The sequence below is a fragment of the Natrarchaeobius versutus genome (assembly GCF_041205745.1).
In the GTDB taxonomy this organism is placed as follows: Archaea; Halobacteriota; Halobacteria; order Halobacteriales; family Natrialbaceae; genus Natrarchaeobius; species Natrarchaeobius versutus.
Genome location: NZ_JBGFCC010000001.1, coordinates 484,718 through 502,966, shown reverse-complemented (window position 1 = coordinate 502,966; position 18,249 = coordinate 484,718). Strand labels below are relative to the sequence as shown.

The following is an 18,249-nucleotide window of genomic DNA, read 5'->3' as shown; positions in this document are numbered from 1 at the left end:
GCGAACCGGCGACCATGACCGTTCGTTTCGGCGCGGTGACGATCGACTGGTTCGGACTCGCGACGGTTCGCCTCGAGGGCCACACTGGCGCCGTCATCTACGTCGACCCTGGTCCCGAGGAGTACGGCGTGTTGGACGGCTACGATGCTCGAGACGGTGATCTAATCCTCGTCTCACACGCACACCACTACGATCCAGAGTCGATCCGCCGGGTGGCCCACGAGGACGCGATCGTCGTCGTCCACGAATCGATCGACGCGGGCGAGATCGATCGCGTCGACGAGGCGCCCGAAGCGCTCCCGTTCGTCGTCGAACGCGTTCGGGCCGACGAGTCGTTCGTCCTCGGCCCGCTCGATCTGTTCACTACCCCGGCGTACAACGATCCAGCCGGTCGACACACCGACGAACGCGGGAGGCCCTACCACCCTGAAGGAACGGGCTGTGGATTCGGCGTCACCGTCGACGGAATCTGTGTGTTTTGGCCAGGCGACACCGACGTACTGGCGTTTCACGAAGAGCTCGACGTCGACGTCTTCGTGCCGCCGATCGGCGGGACGTTCACGATGGATCGACGCGAGGCCGCCGCACTCTCAGAAGAAATCGAACCCGACCTCATCCTGCCGGTCCACTACGACACCTTCGCGGAGATCCAAGCGGACGCCGACGCGTTCGTCGTCGACGTCGCCAACCGCGGCGTCCCCGTGGTTCTCGACGGCGACTGACGCTCACCCGGTCTCGTTCCACTGGGCATAGGGATGTCTCGTCGCTCGAGCAAGGAACGTATAAGTGAAGTCTCGCTAATTTCAGCACGAATCTCATGTATCACGTGACTCCGCACTCGAAGCGGGGAATCTCGACGGCCGATGTGACGACAGGGAACGTTGCTCGAGCAGGTGTTAGGCGTGGCCGGTGAGGCCGGAACCGGGAGTGAGGCCCGCCCGTCCGAGCTGACGTATCCGTCGACTGACTGGCGCGGATTCTTCAAGAATCACTTCGGACCCTCGATGCTGTGGGCACTGATCGGTATCGGCGCCAGTCACATCGTCCTCGCGCCGACGCTCGGCGGAACGTTCGGCCTGTTCGCCGTCTGGATGTTCGCGCTCATCTACCTCGCGAAGTACGGCGCCTGGGAGCTGGGCATTCGGTACAACTACGGCGTCGGTGGGAACCCGGTCGAAGCCTACGGCGACCTGCCGGGACCGAACAACTGGATGCAGTGGTTCACCGTGTCGGTCTTTCTCCTCGCCTACGCCGGGATCACGGCCGCGGTCGGGATGGGCACCGCGGCGTTCGTCGAGGCGCTGACGCCGCTTTCGTTCCCGCAGGCGTTCGTCGCCCTCGTCGGTCTCGCCGGTGCACTCGTCTTGTTCACCCGGTACGGACTCTTAGAAAAGATCCTGCTCGGCTTTACGATCGCCCTCGGACTGTTGATCCTGCTCGGCGTTCTCGTCGGACCGCCGCCGGGCGACGTCGCCGTCGGAACGGCGTTTACCGTTCCAGACCTCACTGGGCCGGTGTTCGTCGGCCTGTTCGCCGCCGCCGCCGGCTTCGCGCCGACCGGCTTCAGCACGAGCGTCCTCATCGGAAGCTGGAGCATGGCCAAGGGCGAAGGCGCAGGCGAGCTCCGCGAGCGCGGCCTCGATCCCGAAGACGAGGCTCACCACGAGTACATCGCCGCCTGGATCCGGACCGGCCGCCGTGATTTCAACATCGGCTATGCGTTCAGCTTCGTCCTCATCGTCGCCATGGTCGTCCTCGCCGCGAACGTCCTCTACCCGAACCCGCCGGCGGACGCGAACCTCGCGGTCGCCATCGGCACCATCCTGAGCGACTCCTTTGGCGAGTGGTCGTACTACGCGATGGTCCTCGGCGCGTTCGCCGCGCTCTACTCGACGGTTATCACGCTACTCGACGGCGCCTCGAGAGCCGTTGGCGACGTGATTCCGATGGCCGTAGAGCGCCCGGATCTCGACTCCGAGCGCATTCGAAAGGTAGTCGTCGTCGCCATCGTCGTCGCGAGCTGTGGCGTCGTCCTCACGCTCGGGGCCGTTCCCGTTACCTTCCTCATCTGGATCTCGGCCATCCTCGCGATCACCGAGATCCTCTTTTACCCGGCGAACTGGTACGTCGTCAGAGCGCACCTCCCGGAACGGTTCCAGCCCTCGAGGCGGTGGGTCGCCTACTACGCGATCAGCCTGGTCGTCGTCCTCGTCTTCGGACTCATGGGGGCGGCCCACGAGTTTGGCTACGTTTAGCGGTTTCTACGCTCCGAACCGCGTTTGGTGGGTTCCACATTCGAATTAACGTGTGAAACTGAACGTGTCGAACTGAACGTGCTGATCCGACGACGACAGACGGCGAGAAAACAGTTTCGAGGACCCTCTTGTGTAGCACATTGTTGATGGAGAGCCGTCTTGCGATTCTATGGTGAACTAACCGAAACTAGAACCCGGTCGCTGGGCGGTCAGACGATCGATTTCTGTTCCAGTTCCTTGATGGAGAACTGTATCAACAATCTCCTACAGAAGAGCGCTCGAGGAAAACGGCTGGGTGGGGCGTGAGTGTGTCGTAGCCGATACGCCAGAGGGGCGCTCCCGGTAGTGGACAGACTGTTTGGTGGGGTGGACAGACTGTTTGGTGGGGTGGACAGACTGTTTGGTCGAGTATGCGGTCACGGGCTGAGACAGCACCCGTCATTTGGGGGGTGGGATGAATAACGGGCGAGAGCCACTCCAGCGAACTGGGAATGATGACAATCGTTGTCGCCCGTTTTCACCCATCGAACTCGAGCGACCGGCCTTCGAACCGATCGAAAACGTCGCTTTTTCAGCCCGGCTCGAGGACCGCTAGATCACGCCCATCGCGTCCAGACGCTCGGGGAGATACGTATCCGTCACGAAATCGAGACCGTGAGACGCCAGCGACTGCTGTTCGGATTTCTTCTCGATCTCGAGTTGCAACTCGATCTGTTCTTCCCAGTAGTCGGTCTGGAACCGGGGGTCCTCGAGTTCGCTTTCGAGGGCATTCTTGTCCGAGTCGGAGAGGGGATCGGTCGGGAGGTCGTACTCGACGATGTCGGCGGGCTGGATGCCGATGTACTCGGCCTCGGGCGTCGCGAGATACTCCGAGAGGTGGGCGGATTTGATCGAGCCGTAGGCGACGGAGCCGTAGATCCGGTAGGACCACGGGTCGCCGTCGGCGAACACCGTCGCCGGGAGGTCGAGTTCGTCGTGTAAGCGTTTGATGATCCGACGTGTCGCCCGTGCGGGCTGGCCTTTGAGGTGGACGATAAGTGCGTTGTACTCGTCGTCGAAGCCGTTCTCGACGAGCCGGTCGCGCATCCCACCGGTCTCGACTGCGAGCATGAAGTCGGCGTCGCTGTCGAGAAACTCGATCGTATCGGGATTGTTCGGAATCTGGTAGCCCCCCTCGCCGACGTCCTCCTGGCAGTGAATTTCGCGTTCGCCGCGACGGGTCTGTTCGCGGAGGTGCAACGGCCCCATGATCGTCGCACCCGACTCCTCCGGGCGCATGTGGAAGTCCTCGCGGGTGACTCCCGAGACGATCTCCAGATCTTCGATCAGCCCGTTCGATTCGTCCTGGTCGCTGAACTGGGCTTCCTTGTTGTCCCAGCTCTCAGAGAGGTAGTACAGTTCACGCAGGGTCGACGAGCGATCTTCTTCGAGCTGATCGGCGAGGAACTCGATCGTATACACTGCCTTCAGGAGCTTTCGCGCCCCACGAACGGAGTTCGCCGATCGGGTCGACTCCCGATCGCCGTACACCCAGACGCCGCTGTCCTCGTCGTACTCGATGTTGTTTTTCGTCCGCGTCGGCACGGACATGTGCGGAATCTCGCCGAGTTCGAACTGGTCGTAAAACTGTGCGGCGAGGTCGATCAACTGCGCTCTGGCTTGCTGGTCTTCTTGGGTACTCATCGGTCTCCCTCCGTGACGGTGAGTTTCTCGGATTCGACACCTTTGACGTCCAGATCGAACGCCGCGTCGGACGATACTTCGTACTCGAGTGCGGCCTCGTCGCCGCTCCCGACGTCGGCTTCCCACTTGACGAACCACTCGCCGTCCATCTCGACGACCGTCGCGCCGTCGCCAAGCGATCGGGGCTCGGCCGAGACGATGTCGGTGATCTCGAGGGTTTCGGTCGTACTCGAGTTGTTCTCGACGACGACCGAGACGGCCTGGCCGTCGCCGTTTTCTTCGATGCGGCGTTCGACGAGGACGTTGTTCATGATGCGGGCGATGGCGTCGTCGATGTCGGGCTCCTCGCGGCCGGTGACCTCGGCGACCTTCTCGGCCATCTCCGGCAGGATCTTTCCGAGGACGTTCTGTTTTTTCCGGCGCTGTTGCATCGACCGGCGCTTGTTCAGGTAGCTCTTGAGTTCGCGGGCGGCCTCCCGGATCGCGAGTTCGATTTCGTCTTCGATCTCGGGGACGTTCGCGACGGCGTCTTTCGACTCGCTCGTGAACGGAACGTTCGTCGAGGCGACGTGGACCATGACGACCGCGGGACCGTTCGGCAGGCCGGAGCCGCCAGGCTGGTCGAGCCCGTAGTTGCGCCAGCCGATCGACCGCACGACGTCGGTCGTCGCACACGCGCCGCGCTGGTAGACCAGCGGAACGCGGTTCGCAAAGCGCAGGACGTCGACGCTCCCCTCCGCCTCGAGGTCGCCCCCGTAGGCGATCCCGGCCTCGACGATGAACGGGTCGCCGCCGTGGACCTCGGCGTCACGCGTCGAGGAGGCGTAGAAGTCGGCGTCGAACTCCTTTTCCAAGCCGGCCTCGATCAGGTCGGCGGAGATGGGCGAAAGACACCGCGTCGGCGGCGCCATGATGTCGGTCTCGCGCATGCCGTCGACCAGGTCACTCGAGGCGTCCCGGTCGTCGGCGAGTTCGCGAACGAGCGGCGGATCGTCCGGCACGGTCGCCATGACGTCCCAGAGGGCCTCGACGACGTTTTCGCGGGCGGTATCGCCGAATGCGACGTCGTCGTACTCCTCGGTCAGCTCCGCCGCGCGGTCGACGTGCTCGCGAAGTGTCCGGCGCGTGAGCCGGTGGCGAACGTCTTCCTCGCCGTTTTCCTCGAATCTTACCGCGAGCCGGTCGGCGAAGGCGTGGACGATTTCGTCGTCCTTTCGAGTGCTCGTCGCGTCGTCAGCGAGATCGTAGAGGTCGGCGACGAGCCTCGAGTCGTCGGACTCTGCGTCTTCGTCGCCGGCGACACTGCTCGTCGCGTCGCCATCCTCGGCGGCGGCGTCGACCAACTCGAGCCAGACGGCTTCGATCGCGTTCTCGCGGACCGTCTCGCCGAACGTCGTTCCGTGTTCGGCTTCGGTGGCCTTGGCGGCGGCCTCCACGTCGGCGCGTAGTTCGTGGTGGGCGATCCGATCGCGGTCGCCGACGGCCTCGTCGACGCCATCCGCGAACGCCGCCGTCGCGTCGGCCCCCTTGTTCGCGGTCGCCGCCTCGACGGCCGCCCGGACGTCGGCGGACTCGTGGGTTTGCGGTGGCCGCCAGCGCATCTCACGCCCGTAGTGGCGGTCGCGGAAGGCGTCGATCACCGAGTCGGCGGTTTTCTTCCCGACGCGGGTGAACTCCTCCTGTAAGAAGCCGGAGACGGTGTGTGAATCGGTCGCCGAGAGCATCTTCATCACGGTGCCGAGTTCGACGCCGTGGGGATGCGGACGGATCTCTTCGGTCTCCTCGGGAAGTTGGTCCGTCGCGCGCTCGAACTTGAACTCCGCCTTTGGCTCGCGCAACTCGAGACGAGCGTGGGGATTGACGACCGCCGTGTGCTTGATGTAGTCGTGAAGCTGTTGGCGAGCGCGCATGTTCGCTTCCATCTCGAGTTCGATCCGGGTGCCGTGTGGACGGTCCCATGAGGTGGTCTTCTCGACGCTGATTTCGGGTTCGTTGTCGTCGGTGTCGACGATCAACTCGAAGTACTGGGCGTCGCTTTCCCCCTGGGTTCGGCTGGTGATCCTCGCCGGCTTCCCGCTCGTCAACTGCGAGTAGAGGACGGCGGCCGAGATGCCGATTCCCTGCTGGCCGCGGTTTTGCTCTCTGACGTGAAACCGCGAGCCGTACAGCAGTTTGCCGAAGACTTTCGGGAGCGATTCCTTCGTCAGTCCCGGTCCGTTGTCCTCGACGATGAGGGTGTAGTAGTCGCCTTCCTCCTGGATTTCGACGTAGATGTCCGGTAAGATGCCGGCTTCCTCGGCGGCGTCCAACGCGTTGTCGACGGCCTCTTTGACCGCCGTCACGAGGCCTCGAGCGCCGCTGTCGAAGCCAAGCATGTGCTTGTTCTTCTCGAAGAACTCGGCGATCGAGATCGCCTGCTGGTTCTCGGCCAGCTCCTCGGCGATCCCCGGCTCCTCACCGAGTGTCGACTGGAACGACGTCATTGTCCCCCCATACTAACGGCGGGGCTAAAAGGTGTGCGTTACCGGAGTGAAAGTGAAGGGTGCCCCCCCGGAGTGAGATGGAGTCGCGACCGCTGTCAGAACGCGTCCCAGTCAGCCCTCTCGTAACGGTTTCGACGATTGACACACTGGTCGACGTCCCCTCTGGCGATCAGTTTCGAAATATAGTAGCCACTGAACGCCATTGCCCACCTTATCGCCAGAGGGAACGGCGATCAGCGTGTAAATCGTTTCAGTCGTTACTATAGCGTGCAAGGGCCCTCTCGGGCGGCGGTTCCGAGCCGGAACCGTGTCGGGAATCACACACGCCGTCGTTTATTCGTCTTACGTCTGATTAACCCGTCTCGCGTCTGATCAACCGACCAACTGGCAAAACAGCGGGCGACATCTGGGGGATCAATTGGTGATGACCTCGAGGTCGCCGACCTGCGTCGTCGGATGGTACTCACAGATGTACGTCACCATCTCCTCGGAAGCGACGACGCTCTCGAGCGTCTGTTCTTCGCCCTCGTCGCCCATCCCTTCGGTTGCGTAGTCGTCGACGACGTCCTCGTTCTCGTCGTGCATCGCAATGTTGTGTACTGCGCCGTCCTCGTTTATCCATCTGAAGTCGTACTCTTCACCTTCGAACAGGACCAGACGTGGGTTGTCTACTCCGGCGATACCCTCCGGTTCGATTCCCGTCCACGCCGCGATTCGTCCCTCGAAGTAGAATTCGTCTATCCCTTCCCAGGCCTCTTCGTCGACTTCCTCCTCGTCGACTTCACCGTCTTCGTCGTCTTCCGCCTCGCCGGGACCCTCGTCGGCACAGCCAGCGACGAGTGCTGTCAAACTCGCCGCACCAGTGTATTTCAGGTACGTTCTCCGGTCGAGCGATTTCTTTTGGGGCATTCGTGGATTCGAACACAGAGACGCTAATAAAACGTGTACAGTCAGTTCGTGAATGTCAGTATGTAGTTCTTATATGCGCTGTTGAATAGTGATTCGACGTCACAGTATACAGTACCGATTGGAGCTATCCACGTATTGATATATGGTGGCGACTACACCCCACTCGAGAACCCATCTACGGCAGTAACTCGAGCCAGCGCGTGGCGGGTCGCATCGACCGCGCTGGCCGTCGCGCCGAATCAGTATCGAATCTCGAATCCGTCTTCGCCCATCGGGTTGCCGTACTCGACCTCGACGTCCTCGACGCTGGCCCTGGGGCTTCCCTCGTGACACCACTCGACCATCGACTCGACCGCCGCTTCCGGCCCTTCGAAGACGGCCTCGACGCGGCCATCCTCCAGGTTCTTGACCCAGCCATCGACGCCTCGTTCTCTGGCCGTATCGCGGGTCGTCGCCCGGTAGAAGACGCCTTGGACGGTTCCGGAGACGAACGCGTGTGCTCGGGTTCGGTCTGACATATCCGTGCGGTCGACCGCGACCGTCAAAAATCCCGTGCGTTCCGGGGTCGGAACCGCCGTGTCTGACGTCTGGCAGACACCTGGCTGACGGGCGGCGTGCGACAGTTACACACGCGACGCACCCCCCTGTGACCGATCCAGAAACTCCGGACGATCCACTGGAACCGATTCGGCGCCGACAGGACGACGGTTCTCGAGCCCGTAGTGTCTCACGATGGGAGTCCTCGACCGCCTCGAGGAGGAGTACCTCGACATCTCGAGTCACCGGCGGACGATCCGGGAACTGCTCGAACTCGTCGTCGGCTCGGTCCTGTTCGTGCTCGTCGCGGGCGGACTCGCGTACTACCTACTGGGCCGGACGACCGCGATCGGCGTCGCCGCGATCCTGGCGATCATCTTCACGATCACGATCGTCTCGCAGGCGTACTGGGCGATCACAGGTCGGGACGATTATACGAACGACTGATGTGGGCTGTTGAAGTTCGCTCCCGGTAATCGTAGACTCCCTCGACCCGACCATCGGCAAAACGATACGAATACAGTGGGCGTATCAGCCACGTAACGTTCTCGGTGTCGATGTTTCTGGAGTGGACAGATGCCTCAGGTGGAACGTGTAACCGTCCGAAAAAAACGAGGGTATCGTTTGTCGCTGTGAGCGACGAATGTGTCTCGGTATTACTGCCGGACGACGTTCGTCGCGCGAGGTCCTTTCGGTGAGGACTCGATGTCGAACTCGACCTCAGTACCTTCCGTTAGGTCCTCTCCGCCGACATCCACCATGTGGAAGAAAACGTCTTCGTCGTCGAGGTCGCCGTCGTCAGTCGAAATGAAACCGTAGCCGCCAGTGTCGTTGAAGAAATCAACCTTGCCGTTTGCCATTACAAACAAACCCAGTCACCGGTGACTCATAACACTTCCGAGCGTCGTGGTACCACGCCCTTATAGTAATCGTTTCAATCGTTACTATATGCGATCGTGTCTACAAATAACACGCACGTGAAACGGTCGGTCGCACGTACGGTTCGTTCGGATTTCGGCAGCCAGTTCGGTTTCGGAGGCAGGTATTTACCGTGTGGTCAAGAGGTATCACATGCATCGCCATGAAATCGTGCCAGAACTGCCAGTCGGCCATCGACGAGTATCTCCTCGATAAACAGCTTGAACCCCTGCGCGAACTCACGGCTGACGACTTCAGCGTCTGTGCGGACTGTGCGACCATCGTCGCGGATGCATGTGTGACGTGTGGCGGCGCGGTGTACGTTCCCCGAAGTGAATCCGTCACTCCCGATTACTGCCCGGCGTGTCGGTCCGATTTCATAGACCGTACCGGCCACGACCCTGGCTGGACGCGTGGCTCCGTGTCCACCTGAACGGGAGTCGCTCTCGAACGATTTTTCTCAAGGAGGCTGGACTTCGCGGCGTCGAAGATTCCGCTTCGCTTCGACGAAACGCACTCCTCTCCCCTACGGGCCGGTCGTCGGCCCGCTCGCTCTTTTGGTCGCTCGAGGTGAGTGCACACCATTTCGCCTGTATTCACTCGTCGATAGCTGAATAGTGTGCACGAGAACGTTCTACGATGGGCTCGGAACGAGCGCTACGGAATCGCTCCGGCCGATATCGTCTCGAGCGGTCCGGGAATGATCCACAGCAACCGTCTCACTCACCCGTTCGGAGATGATGAAAAATGTACGTCTGGGCGTAGCCGGCGTACTCGCCGCCCAGACGCTCCCGGATCGCTCGCGAGGTGTCGGCGTAGGAGCCCCGTTCGCAGTCGGGATAGTACTCCTCGATGGCCGACTTGATCCAGGTATCGAGGGGAACGGCCTCGTCGAAGCCGAGCGAGAACAACAGGACGCAGTCGGCGACCTTGTCCCCGACGCCGACGAACCGAGTCAGGTACTCGCGGGCGACTTCGTACTCGAGATCTCGAGCCGCCTCGGGGTGGGCCTCGCCGTCGGCGACCATCTCCGCGGTTCGAACGACGTAGGGGGCGCGGTAGCCCAATCCCAGGTCCCGAAGCTCGGCCTCCGTTGCCGCCGCGAGCTGGTCGGGCGTGGGGAAGGCGTGGTAGGTCTGCCCGTCGAAGTCGATCTCCTCGCCGTACTCCCGGGCGAGCGTCGAGACCATCCCGTGAATCCGGTCGACGCGCATCTGCGCCGAGCAGATAAAGGCGATCAGCGTCCCGAACGGCGGATCGTCCACGAGCCGAAGCCCGCGGTAGGTCTCGTAGGCCTCGGCGAGCAGGGGATCGTCCGGCGCGGCCGCCACGACCGCCTCGAGGTCGTCCTCGAGACACAGGAGTCGTCGGACAGTCGACGCCGCGTCGCCTGTCGACTCCCACTCGAGGACGCCGTCGCGAGAGCGGACGCGGATCACCTCGCCGTCGACGACGGTGACGTACCACGCGCCCGACGCGCGCTGGCCGCCGTACATCTCGCCGTCTTCACGACGCCAGAGGTAGCTCTGTCCGCTCTCGAGGGTCAGATACAGGTCCAGCCCGCCGGATAGCTCGTCGATGGGGATCGTTCCCGACGCCATTCGTCCGAGCCTTCGGGGGCGCAAGCTTGGAGCTTTCGGACTCGAGTTCGACGTCTCTCGAGCAGGATCGGTCGGAGAGAACGTCGATCGGTGTCAGAACGGTCCGACGAACAGGACGACGAACGCCGCGAGCAGGATGCTCGGAACGAAGACGATCGCGAAGACGATCTTGTTCCACTCGAGGACGGTCTTCCCGTCGAGCGGGCCAAACGGGATCATGTTGAACGCGGCCAGAAAGAGGTTGATCCAGACGCCCATCTGGCCGATCGTTCCGAGGATGCCGGGGAAGACCATCAGCGGCAAGAAGAGCACGGCGAGCAGGTGGTTCGTCACCGGCCCGGCGAGGGCGACGATGCCGTTTTCCCGCTTGGTGATCCGTCCCCGGTGATAGACCGCACCCGGCGCAGCAAAGAGGAAGCCGATCAGCGCGCTCATGATCGCCAGAAACAGCATCTGGTAGTCCGCCCGGAACTCGGCGATCTGGCCGTACTCGATCGCGACGACCTTGTGGGCGAGTTCGTGGAGCAAGAAGGCGACGCCGACCGTCACGAAGCTCAACCCGACCATCGTGAGGAAGTAGCCGACGCCGATGTCGAGTCGGTGGATGGGCGCCATCAGGAGCGCGAACGCGACGCTCAACACGACCCAGGCGACCGCGAGGTCGAACAGCTCCTTGTCGCTAAAGCTGAGTTCGGGATCGGGTTGGCGACCGACCTGGACGCTCACGTGATCACCTCCCGGATCAGCTCGAGGCTGTTCTCGGCGCCCCGGAACAACTCACCCATCAGCGCGTCGACGCCGCCGATCTCGGGGGCGAGCCACGGGAGGACGACGAACGGGAAGAGGAAGGTACCGATAATGCTCCCGATGTTGGTGAACGCGACGATCATGATGAGCCGGAACAACGGCACGTCGAACATGTCTCCGACGGCTTCGCCGATCGGTCGGGTGGTATCGTTGACGATCTCGTTTAACGTCTGGATGTCCCGGACGTTGACCGGTCGGTACTTGAGTTCGACGTAGCCGACGAACCAGCCCGGCGCGAGCAGGGGGTTGATGCTGGTCAGCCAGGCGACCGCGCCGCCGACGCCCGCACTGGTCCAGCGTGCGCCCGCCAGCCGAGCGAGCGTGAACGCGAAGACGCCGTTGAACAGGAACCACGCGCCGAACAGCTGGAGCAAGAACGTGTTGCGAACGCCGGCCATGATGAGCAGGAAGAAAAAGCCCAAAAAGCCGAGCATGACGAGGTAGCCGAAGATCTTCAGCGGCGAGAACCGGCGACTCGAGGCGGTGCCGGTCAGCGACTCCATCGGCGGCAACTGATCTGGATTTCGGAGGTAGCGTTCGATGCCGGCTTTGTGGCCGGCGCCGACGACGGCGAGGACTTCGTAGCCCTGCTCGCGCAACTGGTGGAGGTTGTGTGCGATGTAGGCGTCGCGTTCGTCGATCAACGCGTTGGCACCGCGTGGGCTGAACTGGCGGAACTCCTCCATCATCGCCGCGACGACGTCGCCGTCGGTCATCTCCTCGATGTCGACCTGCTCGACGTCCTCGACGTCGCCGCTCAGCGCGTCCAGGACGACGCCCAGGGCCGCGCCGGCGACGACGCCCACGCCCAGACCGGTGGCGACGCCCGTCGCAGTGCGGATCGAGTAGATGCCGGCGTTCTCGAATCGCCCCGCCGAGACTGGGCCGGCGAACGTCTCCGTCGCGACCAGTGCCAGACAGATCCCGATCCCGATCACGACGCCCGCGAGGATCCGCATCGAGAAGCCGTTTACCAGACCGCCAGTGTAGTTCTCGGCCGACTCGAGCGAGGGGAGAAAGAGCATGCCGACGAAGGCACCGCCGAGGGCGCCGAGGCCGCCGGCGCCGACGTACTGGAGCGTCGTCGGCTCGCTCACGCCGAGTAAGAGAACGTCCCCGAGGCCGAGCAACGGCGCGAGCACGATCGCAAAGAGGGCGCCGAGGAACGCGCCGACGGCCGCGCCGAGTGCGAGTCCGACGGTCCTGGGATCCGTGATCCCGAGTGCGAGTCCGCCGACCATCTTCAACTTCTCGGTAACGGATAACCGACGCCAGAACCGCTGGATCGTCACCTGAATGTCTCGATCGACGAGCGCGACGCCGCTTCCGTTTCGCTCGGCGGCCTCGATGGCCGCGCGCATATCGGCGCCGGGTTCGATGTCGAAACGCTCGCCGAGTCGCGACTGGACGTACGAGAGCATCCAGTAGGCCAGAAACTGGAAGACGGTGTTGCCCGAGAGGATGTCCTTCGCTTCGATGTCGTCGGGGGTCCCGCCTTGCATCTGGCGATAACGCCCCTCGTCGAGTTCGACGGCGACGATGTCCGGGCGCTCCCGATCGACGACTTCGTGTACTTCGTCGACGCTCGCCTGCGAGACGTGAGCCGTCCCGAGGACCTCGACCGACCCCTCGCCGCTCGCGCTCGCCTCGGGCGGGGAGGGCACGTCGGCGTCGCCTGCATCGCTCATTAGGGGGACCACTCGGCGACGACTTTTACCAGTATCGAACTCGTCGGTCGGAGCCGGCGGTCAGAGTCGTCGGTCGGAGCGGTTCGACGGGAAGACTCATCACCGTCGTTACGAAACACCGACCAATGACCGATCTGATGGAGACGCTGATCGAGAACCGCGAGATGGTTCAGCCGAACCACGCGAACATGCTCGAGGTCGCCCACGGGGGGAACGTGATGAAGTGGATGGACGAGATCGGCGCGATGTCCGCGATGCGTTTTTCCGGCGAGACCTGCGTGACGGCACACGTAAACCGGATGGACTTCGAGCGCCCGATCCCGGTCGGCGATACGGCTTACATCACGGCGTACGTCTACGACGTGGGCACCTCGAGCATCAAGGTTCGCCTCGTCACCGAGCGCGAGGACCTGCGGACGCGCGAACGCGAGAAGACCACCGAATCCTACTTCGTCTACGTCGCGATCGACGAGGAGAACGTCCCGACGGCGGTGCCGGAACTCACCGTCGATACGGAGAGAGGGGAACGCCTCCGTCGGATCGCACTCGAGGGAGAAAACGGCGACCGGTAACCAGCTGTATCCCCCCGTTTCTCGGCGGTCCAGATTCACTCGAGAAACGTCTCGACCTCGCCGAGTGATCCGAGGACGTGATCCGGTTCGACCGTGCTCGACTCGAGATCTTCTCGATTCGTGATTCCGGTGAGGACGACCGCCGTCTCCATTCCGGCGTTCGCGCCGAGTGCGACGTCAGTGCCGAGGCGGTCGCCGACGACCAGAGTTCGCTCGGGCGGGACACCGAGTCGGTCGGTCGCGGCCGTCGCGGCGACGGCCGACGGCTTACCGAGGATCGCGTCGGGTTCGCGGCCGGCGACCGCCTCCATGGCCGCCAGAATTGCGCCCGTTCCCGGAATCACGCCGTCGTCGGCCGGAATCGTCTCGTCCGGGTCGGTTCCGTAGAAAGGAACGCCGTCCGAAAGCGCCTCGAGTGCGGTCGACAGGGTATCGTAACTGAACCGGCCGTCGAACGAGCCGAGGACGACGTCGGCCGCCCCCGGGTCCGCGGTCGTTTCGACGCCCGCCGTCTCGAGGATGGCCTCGAGCCTGTCCTCGCCGACGACGAACGTCCGTTCGTCGGAGTGGGTCTCCGCGAGGTACGCCGCCGAAACCGTCGCCGAGGTGAGCACCCGTTCGGGGTCGACTGCGATGCCGTGTGGCTCGAGCAACTCGGCGTAGTGGTCTGCGCCGCGGGTCGGGTTGTTCGAGAACAGCAGTCGCGAACAGCCCGCCTCCTCGAGCGCTCGTAGTCCGTCGGTCACGCCGGGAATCAACGACTCACCCCGGACGATCGTTCCGTCGACGTCGAGGATCACCGCCTCGTACTCCGTCATCGGGAGTCCTTGGGTCGGCGTCCGATTGAGTGTTGGGTTCCCGGCCGCCTTCGGAGACGTCTCGCCAGCGCGTCGCTCGAGTCGGGTTCGTCCCGTCGGGTGCAGATTGCATTCGAGTCTCCGACGCTCGAGGACCGATCCGAATACGTGGGGGCGATCCGAGCGAGGATCAGTCGGTACGCTCGAGTTCGAGTTCCGCCGTCTCGAGGCCGGCCCGTTCGGCGCGCTCGTTGGCGTCGATCAACCGCTCGAGTTTCGTCTCGAACTCCGATTCGGAGAGTTCGCCGGCGGCGTACCGATCCTGGAGTTTCGTTACGGGATCGGGAGCGGCGTGAGTCGATTCGGCCTCCTGGATTGCGTCGGGATCGGGCACCCGCTGTGAAGCCTCGCGGTTGGTGAGATACCACACGAGGATCGTGGTGACGACGAGAAACGCGGCGAGACCGATCGCGTACCACACGCCGGCGAACAACAGGACGAAGATGATCAGTACGTCCGCGAGGACGAACTTGAGGACGAACAGCTCCGCGAGGCTGTAGCCGCCGTCGGAGTCCCCAGCCATACCCGAACTGACGGTCTCGCGACGAATAACTGTAGGGATCGGTGGCGCTCACCGTGGTGTTTCGCGAACGGTTTCAACTTTCGCGAACAGTTTCAACTGCAGACGTGTCTCGGTCGGGCTGGTGTCGACGGACAGCAGAACGGACGAACGGACCGAGGTGAGAATTCTTATCCGCCGACCGCCTCTACGGTGGGTATGGGACTCGAGGTCGAGCCACCGGCGCCGCCGGAACTGGAGTTCGTCGATCCGAACGAGTACGAGGACGCCACGATCACCGCCGACGGAGCCACGGAGATCGATTACCGGCGCGAAGAACTCCAGGCGTTCCTCGAGGAGGGCGCCTGGGAGGAGGCCTTAGAGGAGTGGCTCGCTGACACCGATCTCGGCGAGCGCGAGTACGGGATCACCCGCGACCTCGAGCTGTTCGCGGAGTTCGATTTCTTCTGGGACGACTTCGCGGACCGCGTCGGCTATCACGCGCCGGGCATTCCGGAAGATTGGCAGACCAGGGAGTACCACCCCGAACTCGACACCTGGGGGACCGTCTCGGCGATCAACGCCGAACTCACGGAGTTCGGTCAGATCGTCTCGGTCGTCCTCAAAGAGGAGTACATCGACTGGGAGGCCGAGTACGAACCGCCCGAAGACCTCCCGGATTTCGACTGAGGCGGTTTGCTGTACCGATTTGCCGGCACAATCGCCGGTCCATCGCTACGGCAGTCCGTCCGAGCGGCCGGGGTCGACCCGGCGATTCGAACGGCGTTACTCTCGAGGAACGGCGATGTTTCGTACGGTTCCCTGGCAGGTCGGACACGAACCGAGCGAGTCGGCCGTCTCGCGATACCCGCACTCCTGGCACTCGTAGTACGATCGATCCGGCGTGTACGGGTCGACGTGAACCATGGTTCGTGTCGACGAACACCGTACAAAATCGTTGTGCCGATACTTCTCAAGGCAGATTATACAATCTGACTCGGACATATTCCCTTATTTTTTGGAGGAATGTTCACCAGGGCCGTCCATCGCTGTCGGCGAACGTGGCCCGCGAGTGCATCCGATTCACTGCTCGAGTGTCGCCGTCGTCGCCGTCGGCGCAGACGGCCGATACGCTCGTGGCGTTCGTCGTAGCGGTCGTCTATCACCGGCACCTGCTCGAGGCCGAGTCGATCGCTGTAGCGCTCGAGTCGGAGGATAAACGGACGATGTGATCGAGCGAGCCGACGACGAACCCGAAGACGCCGACGACGAGGCGAGTGCCAGCCGTCTCGAGTGGATCTCGACGCCGGACCAGACGGGGACGAACTGGATCATCGCGGCCATGATCGTCACGACGGCCCAGCCGACCAAGGCCGCGCGAACCCGTGCGACGCTCGCCGCTCCCAAAGCGTCGTGATGACCATCGCAGTCGTCGCGACCGCCGCGACCACGAGTAAGCCAAGCGCGGGGATGAACTGACACAGCGGGATCGCCATCGGCGGCTGTCGGCCGGGCTGGATGCCAACCGGACGTGGTTCCATCCTCCGCCCCCGTGTGTCAGGCGCCGTTTCGCCGTGTCCGAACGTGTTCGGAGCCGGGCTTTCCCCCGCCGAGCGCGTAGGATCATCCATGCAACCGTCAGCGACTGCGAAAGGGACCGAAGCGGACGAATCTGGCCGGCAGGAGACGACCGTCACGGTCCGGTGTACCGGACACGTCCGCACGGCCGTCGGCGCACACGAACTCGAGTACAGGTTCACGGGAACGACGCTCCGAGCCTTTCTCGAGGACTTCTTTGCGGAGTACGACGTCGAGGAGCTGTTGATCGCCGAGACGGAGGCCGAGGCGACGGCTCGCGGCTGGGCACCTGCTCCGGAGGACCTGCCGGGAACCTGGCGGAAGAACCCGGAGGGCGAACAGACCCGACCTTACGCCAGGGTCTGTATCAACGGCCGGTTCAACGAACACTACGACGGGTTCGAAACCGAACTCGAGGACGGAGACCGCGTCGCGCTCGTCTATCCGTTCATGTTCTGTGTGTAAACCATGACCGGGAACACGTTCGAGATGGAGCCGGCAACGCGACACGAACACGACGTCTCCTGGTCGGCGAATCTCGAGGGACCGCGTCACGCGGTGAACCGGGAACTCCTGGTCGAGGAAGCCATCGACGCTGTCGCCGCTACCGCGCCCGACATCCACGTCAACCCCGTGACTCACGGCGACCACGGCCAACCTGAGACGTCCTTCTGGGACGAACTCGAGTCGGCGTTCGACGACGTCCGACTCGAGTACGTCGACCGCTGTGGCTGTGGCGGACACGTCACGTGCGTCCACGTCGAAAAAGCGGTTATCCGCGCGCCGGGTACAGCGGTAACGCCTGCCGTCACAGGATCCGTTTTCCGAAGGCGCTCGCGGTGAGTTCGGCCGCGAGCGTCGCCGTCTCGTTTCGCTCGTCGAGGATCGGATTCACTTCGACGACGTCCATCGATCGCAAGACGCCGTCGCGGTCGTGTCGTCTCGAGACCGCCTCGAGTGCGGCGTGGGCTTCCCGGTAGGTGACGCCGCCGCGGACGGGCGTCCCGACCCCAGGGGCCGCCGACGGGTCGAGCCAGTCGAGATCGAGGCTGACGTGGACGCCGTCAGTGCCGTCGGTTGCCACCGCGAGAGCGTCCTCGACGACTGCGGTCATTCCGCGTTCGTCGATGTCGGCCATCGTAAACGCCGTCATCTCGCTGTTGCGAACCAGTTCGCGCTCGCGCTCGTCGATGCTCCGGAGACCGACGTAGGCGATGGCGTCCTCGCGGACGGCTGGTGCGTGGGCCCACGGCATCTCGCCGAATACGTCCCGTCCGAGAAGCGCACCGAGAGGCATGCCGTGGACGTTACCGCTGGGCGACGTCTCGGGCGTGTTGAGGTCGGCGTGAGCGTCGAACCAGATCGCGCCGAGGTTTGCTTCCCGCGAGGAGCCGTTCATCGAACCGATCGCGACCGAGTGATCTCCGCCCAACACGAGCGGGAACTCCCCGGCGGCGAGCGTTTCGGCGACCCGATTTGCCAGCCGCGTACAGACGTCTTCGATCTCCCGCAAGAACTTCGCGTCCCCGCGTCTTGGCGGATCCGCGTCGGGGTCGCGTTCCTCCGCTCTCGGCACCCGGACGTCCCCGGCGTCGATCGGACCGACGCCCGCTTGCTCGAGTTCGTCCGCGAGCCCGCCGTATCTGATCGCCGATGGTCCCATATCGACGCCACGGCGGTTGGCTCCGTAGTCCATCGGCACGCCGATGATGCGAACGGTCGCGTCCATGCCCGCAGGTTCGAGCCGGAGTGATTTTATCGTAATGGACCACCGTCGGTTCGATCGACCGGCCAGCACTCTCTCACCGTCGTTCGACCGTTCTGCGGGAGGAATCCGTCGGCGACAGATTTAGGGTTAGATG

21 protein-coding genes and 1 pseudogene are annotated in these 18,249 nt (G+C 63.4%); 10 read left to right on the top strand and 12 right to left on the bottom strand.

Going from position 1 to position 18,249, the window contains the following annotated elements; all coding sequences use genetic code 11:
* Window positions 1–14: 14 nt before the first annotated feature.
* Window positions 15–722 (top strand): MBL fold metallo-hydrolase, encoded by a 708-nt coding sequence (locus tag AB7C87_RS02540; protein WP_369727830.1) that lies wholly within the window; start codon window positions 15–17, stop codon window positions 720–722.
* 171 nt (window positions 723–893) lie between these two features.
* Window positions 894–2,255, top strand: a complete 1,362-nt coding sequence (locus tag AB7C87_RS02535) for an Nramp family divalent metal transporter (protein WP_369728374.1) — start codon at window positions 894–896, stop codon at window positions 2,253–2,255.
* Between the two features lie 591 nt (window positions 2,256–2,846).
* On the opposite strand, the gene AB7C87_RS02530 is transcribed toward AB7C87_RS02535, so the two are convergent.
* From AB7C87_RS02530 to AB7C87_RS02515, 4 genes are all read right to left on the bottom strand, one after another.
* Entirely contained in the window at window positions 2,847–3,938 is a 1,092-nt protein-coding gene (locus AB7C87_RS02530) for a DNA topoisomerase IV subunit A (RefSeq protein ID WP_369727829.1), read from the bottom strand.
* A complete protein-coding gene (locus AB7C87_RS02525) occupies window positions 3,935–6,421 on the bottom strand; it encodes a DNA topoisomerase VI subunit B (RefSeq protein ID WP_369727828.1) in 2,487 nt (828 codons plus the stop codon). Before AB7C87_RS02525 ends, AB7C87_RS02530 begins: the two co-directional genes overlap by 4 nt.
* A gap of 414 nt (window positions 6,422–6,835) precedes the next feature.
* Window positions 6,836–7,330 (bottom strand): PKD domain-containing protein, encoded by a 495-nt coding sequence (locus tag AB7C87_RS02520; RefSeq protein WP_369727827.1) that lies wholly within the window; start codon window positions 7,328–7,330, stop codon window positions 6,836–6,838.
* Between the two features lie 239 nt (window positions 7,331–7,569).
* Window positions 7,570–7,848, bottom strand: coding sequence for an acylphosphatase (locus tag AB7C87_RS02515; protein ID WP_369727826.1), 279 nt, complete (start codon window positions 7,846–7,848; stop codon window positions 7,570–7,572).
* 214 nt (window positions 7,849–8,062) lie between these two features.
* Between AB7C87_RS02515 and AB7C87_RS02510 the strand changes: the two genes are divergently transcribed.
* Window positions 8,063–8,314, top strand: coding sequence for a hypothetical protein (locus AB7C87_RS02510; RefSeq protein WP_369727825.1), 252 nt, complete (start codon window positions 8,063–8,065; stop codon window positions 8,312–8,314).
* Window positions 8,315–8,523: 209 nt separating this feature from the next.
* Here AB7C87_RS02510 and AB7C87_RS02505 read toward each other — a convergent pair whose 3' ends face one another.
* Window positions 8,524–8,727, bottom strand: coding sequence for a cold-shock protein (locus AB7C87_RS02505; RefSeq protein WP_369727824.1), 204 nt, complete (start codon window positions 8,725–8,727; stop codon window positions 8,524–8,526).
* A 221-nt stretch (window positions 8,728–8,948) separates the two neighbouring features.
* Between AB7C87_RS02505 and AB7C87_RS02500 the strand changes: the two genes are divergently transcribed.
* On the top strand, window positions 8,949–9,218 hold the full coding sequence (locus AB7C87_RS02500; RefSeq protein WP_369727823.1) for a DUF7571 family protein: 270 nt from the start codon (window positions 8,949–8,951) through the stop codon (window positions 9,216–9,218).
* 286 nt (window positions 9,219–9,504) lie between these two features.
* Here the strand turns inward: AB7C87_RS02500 and AB7C87_RS02495 are convergent, their stop codons facing one another.
* The 3 genes from AB7C87_RS02495 to AB7C87_RS02485 all read right to left on the bottom strand — a co-directional run bounded on the left by AB7C87_RS02495 (window position 9,505) and on the right by AB7C87_RS02485 (window position 12,881).
* Window positions 9,505–10,386 carry a DNA-3-methyladenine glycosylase family protein gene (locus AB7C87_RS02495; RefSeq protein ID WP_369727822.1) on the bottom strand — a complete coding sequence of 294 codons (882 nt, stop codon included), beginning with the start codon at window positions 10,384–10,386 and terminating at the stop codon, window positions 9,505–9,507.
* A gap of 93 nt (window positions 10,387–10,479) precedes the next feature.
* The gene (locus tag AB7C87_RS02490) at window positions 10,480–11,112 is read right to left on the bottom strand and encodes a zinc metalloprotease (protein ID WP_369727821.1); all 633 of its coding nucleotides are present in this window, start codon (window positions 11,110–11,112) and stop codon (window positions 10,480–10,482) included.
* Window positions 11,109–12,881: a TraB/GumN family protein gene (locus AB7C87_RS02485; RefSeq protein WP_369727820.1), complete on the bottom strand. Its 1,773-nt coding sequence runs from the start codon at window positions 12,879–12,881 to the stop codon at window positions 11,109–11,111. Before AB7C87_RS02485 ends, AB7C87_RS02490 begins: the two co-directional genes overlap by 4 nt.
* Before the next feature lie 125 nt (window positions 12,882–13,006).
* On the opposite strand from AB7C87_RS02485, the gene AB7C87_RS02480 reads away from it, so the two are divergent.
* Window positions 13,007–13,453: an acyl-CoA thioesterase gene (locus AB7C87_RS02480; RefSeq protein ID WP_369727819.1), complete on the top strand. Its 447-nt coding sequence runs from the start codon at window positions 13,007–13,009 to the stop codon at window positions 13,451–13,453.
* Between the two features lie 35 nt (window positions 13,454–13,488).
* Here the strand turns inward: AB7C87_RS02480 and AB7C87_RS02475 are convergent, their stop codons facing one another.
* Both AB7C87_RS02475 and AB7C87_RS02470 read right to left on the bottom strand, forming a co-directional pair.
* Window positions 13,489–14,271 (bottom strand): HAD-IIA family hydrolase, encoded by a 783-nt coding sequence (locus tag AB7C87_RS02475; RefSeq protein WP_369727818.1) that lies wholly within the window; start codon window positions 14,269–14,271, stop codon window positions 13,489–13,491.
* A gap of 169 nt (window positions 14,272–14,440) precedes the next feature.
* The gene (locus AB7C87_RS02470; RefSeq protein WP_369727817.1) at window positions 14,441–14,833 is read right to left on the bottom strand and encodes an SHOCT domain-containing protein; all 393 of its coding nucleotides are present in this window, start codon (window positions 14,831–14,833) and stop codon (window positions 14,441–14,443) included.
* Between the two features lie 195 nt (window positions 14,834–15,028).
* Between AB7C87_RS02470 and AB7C87_RS02465 the strand changes: the two genes are divergently transcribed.
* Window positions 15,029–15,499 (top strand): DUF7992 family protein, encoded by a 471-nt coding sequence (locus AB7C87_RS02465; RefSeq protein ID WP_369727816.1) that lies wholly within the window; start codon window positions 15,029–15,031, stop codon window positions 15,497–15,499.
* Window positions 15,500–15,595: 96 nt separating this feature from the next.
* Here the strand turns inward: AB7C87_RS02465 and AB7C87_RS02460 are convergent, their stop codons facing one another.
* Window positions 15,596–15,736, bottom strand: coding sequence for a rubrerythrin-like domain-containing protein (locus AB7C87_RS02460; RefSeq protein ID WP_369727815.1), 141 nt, complete (start codon window positions 15,734–15,736; stop codon window positions 15,596–15,598).
* A gap of 134 nt (window positions 15,737–15,870) precedes the next feature.
* On the opposite strand from AB7C87_RS02460, the gene AB7C87_RS02455 reads away from it, so the two are divergent.
* The 4 genes and pseudogenes from AB7C87_RS02455 to AB7C87_RS02440 form a co-directional block, all read left to right on the top strand.
* Entirely contained in the window at window positions 15,871–16,041 is a 171-nt protein-coding gene (locus AB7C87_RS02455; RefSeq protein ID WP_369727814.1) for a hypothetical protein, read from the top strand.
* Complete coding sequence (locus AB7C87_RS02450; RefSeq protein WP_369727813.1) at window positions 16,038–16,226, top strand: hypothetical protein; 189 nt, start codon at window positions 16,038–16,040, stop codon at window positions 16,224–16,226. Before AB7C87_RS02455 ends, AB7C87_RS02450 begins: the two co-directional genes overlap by 4 nt.
* Before the next feature lie 212 nt (window positions 16,227–16,438).
* Window positions 16,439–16,852 carry a pterin cluster protein gene (locus AB7C87_RS02445; protein ID WP_369727812.1) on the top strand — a complete coding sequence of 138 codons (414 nt, stop codon included), beginning with the start codon at window positions 16,439–16,441 and terminating at the stop codon, window positions 16,850–16,852.
* Between the two features lie 3 nt (window positions 16,853–16,855).
* Window positions 16,856–17,149 (top strand): annotated as a pseudogene (locus AB7C87_RS02440) (CGCGG family putative rSAM-modified RiPP protein); the annotation flags it as partial.
* 46 nt (window positions 17,150–17,195) lie between these two features.
* Here the strand turns inward: AB7C87_RS02440 and rocF are convergent.
* A complete protein-coding gene (gene rocF, locus AB7C87_RS02435) occupies window positions 17,196–18,116 on the bottom strand; it encodes an arginase (protein WP_369727811.1) in 921 nt (306 codons plus the stop codon).
* Window positions 18,117–18,249: the final 133 nt, after the last annotated feature.

Coding starts and splice junctions, on each gene's coding strand:
- AB7C87_RS02495 (WP_369727822.1), bottom strand. CDS start 10,386: ATGGCGTCGGGAACGATCCCCATCGACGAGCTATCCGGCGGGCTGGAC.
- AB7C87_RS02530 (WP_369727829.1), bottom strand. CDS start 3,938: ATGAGTACCCAAGAAGACCAGCAAGCCAGAGCGCAGTTGATCGACCTC.
- AB7C87_RS02460 (WP_369727815.1), bottom strand. CDS start 15,736: ATGGTTCACGTCGACCCGTACACGCCGGATCGATCGTACTACGAGTGC.
- AB7C87_RS02470 (WP_369727817.1), bottom strand. CDS start 14,833: ATGGCTGGGGACTCCGACGGCGGCTACAGCCTCGCGGAGCTGTTCGTC.
- AB7C87_RS02485 (WP_369727820.1), bottom strand. CDS start 12,881: ATGAGCGATGCAGGCGACGCCGACGTGCCCTCCCCGCCCGAGGCGAGC.
- AB7C87_RS02515 (WP_369727826.1), bottom strand. CDS start 7,848: ATGTCAGACCGAACCCGAGCACACGCGTTCGTCTCCGGAACCGTCCAA.
- AB7C87_RS02465 (WP_369727816.1), top strand. CDS start 15,029: ATGGGACTCGAGGTCGAGCCACCGGCGCCGCCGGAACTGGAGTTCGTC.
- AB7C87_RS02480 (WP_369727819.1), top strand. CDS start 13,007: ATGACCGATCTGATGGAGACGCTGATCGAGAACCGCGAGATGGTTCAG.
- AB7C87_RS02510 (WP_369727825.1), top strand. CDS start 8,063: ATGGGAGTCCTCGACCGCCTCGAGGAGGAGTACCTCGACATCTCGAGT.
- AB7C87_RS02525 (WP_369727828.1), bottom strand. CDS start 6,421: ATGACGTCGTTCCAGTCGACACTCGGTGAGGAGCCGGGGATCGCCGAG.
- AB7C87_RS02475 (WP_369727818.1), bottom strand. CDS start 14,271: ATGACGGAGTACGAGGCGGTGATCCTCGACGTCGACGGAACGATCGTC.
- AB7C87_RS02505 (WP_369727824.1), bottom strand. CDS start 8,727: ATGGCAAACGGCAAGGTTGATTTCTTCAACGACACTGGCGGCTACGGT.
- AB7C87_RS02445 (WP_369727812.1), top strand. CDS start 16,439: ATGCAACCGTCAGCGACTGCGAAAGGGACCGAAGCGGACGAATCTGGC.
- AB7C87_RS02500 (WP_369727823.1), top strand. CDS start 8,949: ATGAAATCGTGCCAGAACTGCCAGTCGGCCATCGACGAGTATCTCCTC.
- AB7C87_RS02520 (WP_369727827.1), bottom strand. CDS start 7,330: ATGCCCCAAAAGAAATCGCTCGACCGGAGAACGTACCTGAAATACACT.
- AB7C87_RS02540 (WP_369727830.1), top strand. CDS start 15: ATGACCGTTCGTTTCGGCGCGGTGACGATCGACTGGTTCGGACTCGCG.
- rocF (WP_369727811.1), bottom strand. CDS start 18,116: ATGGACGCGACCGTTCGCATCATCGGCGTGCCGATGGACTACGGAGCC.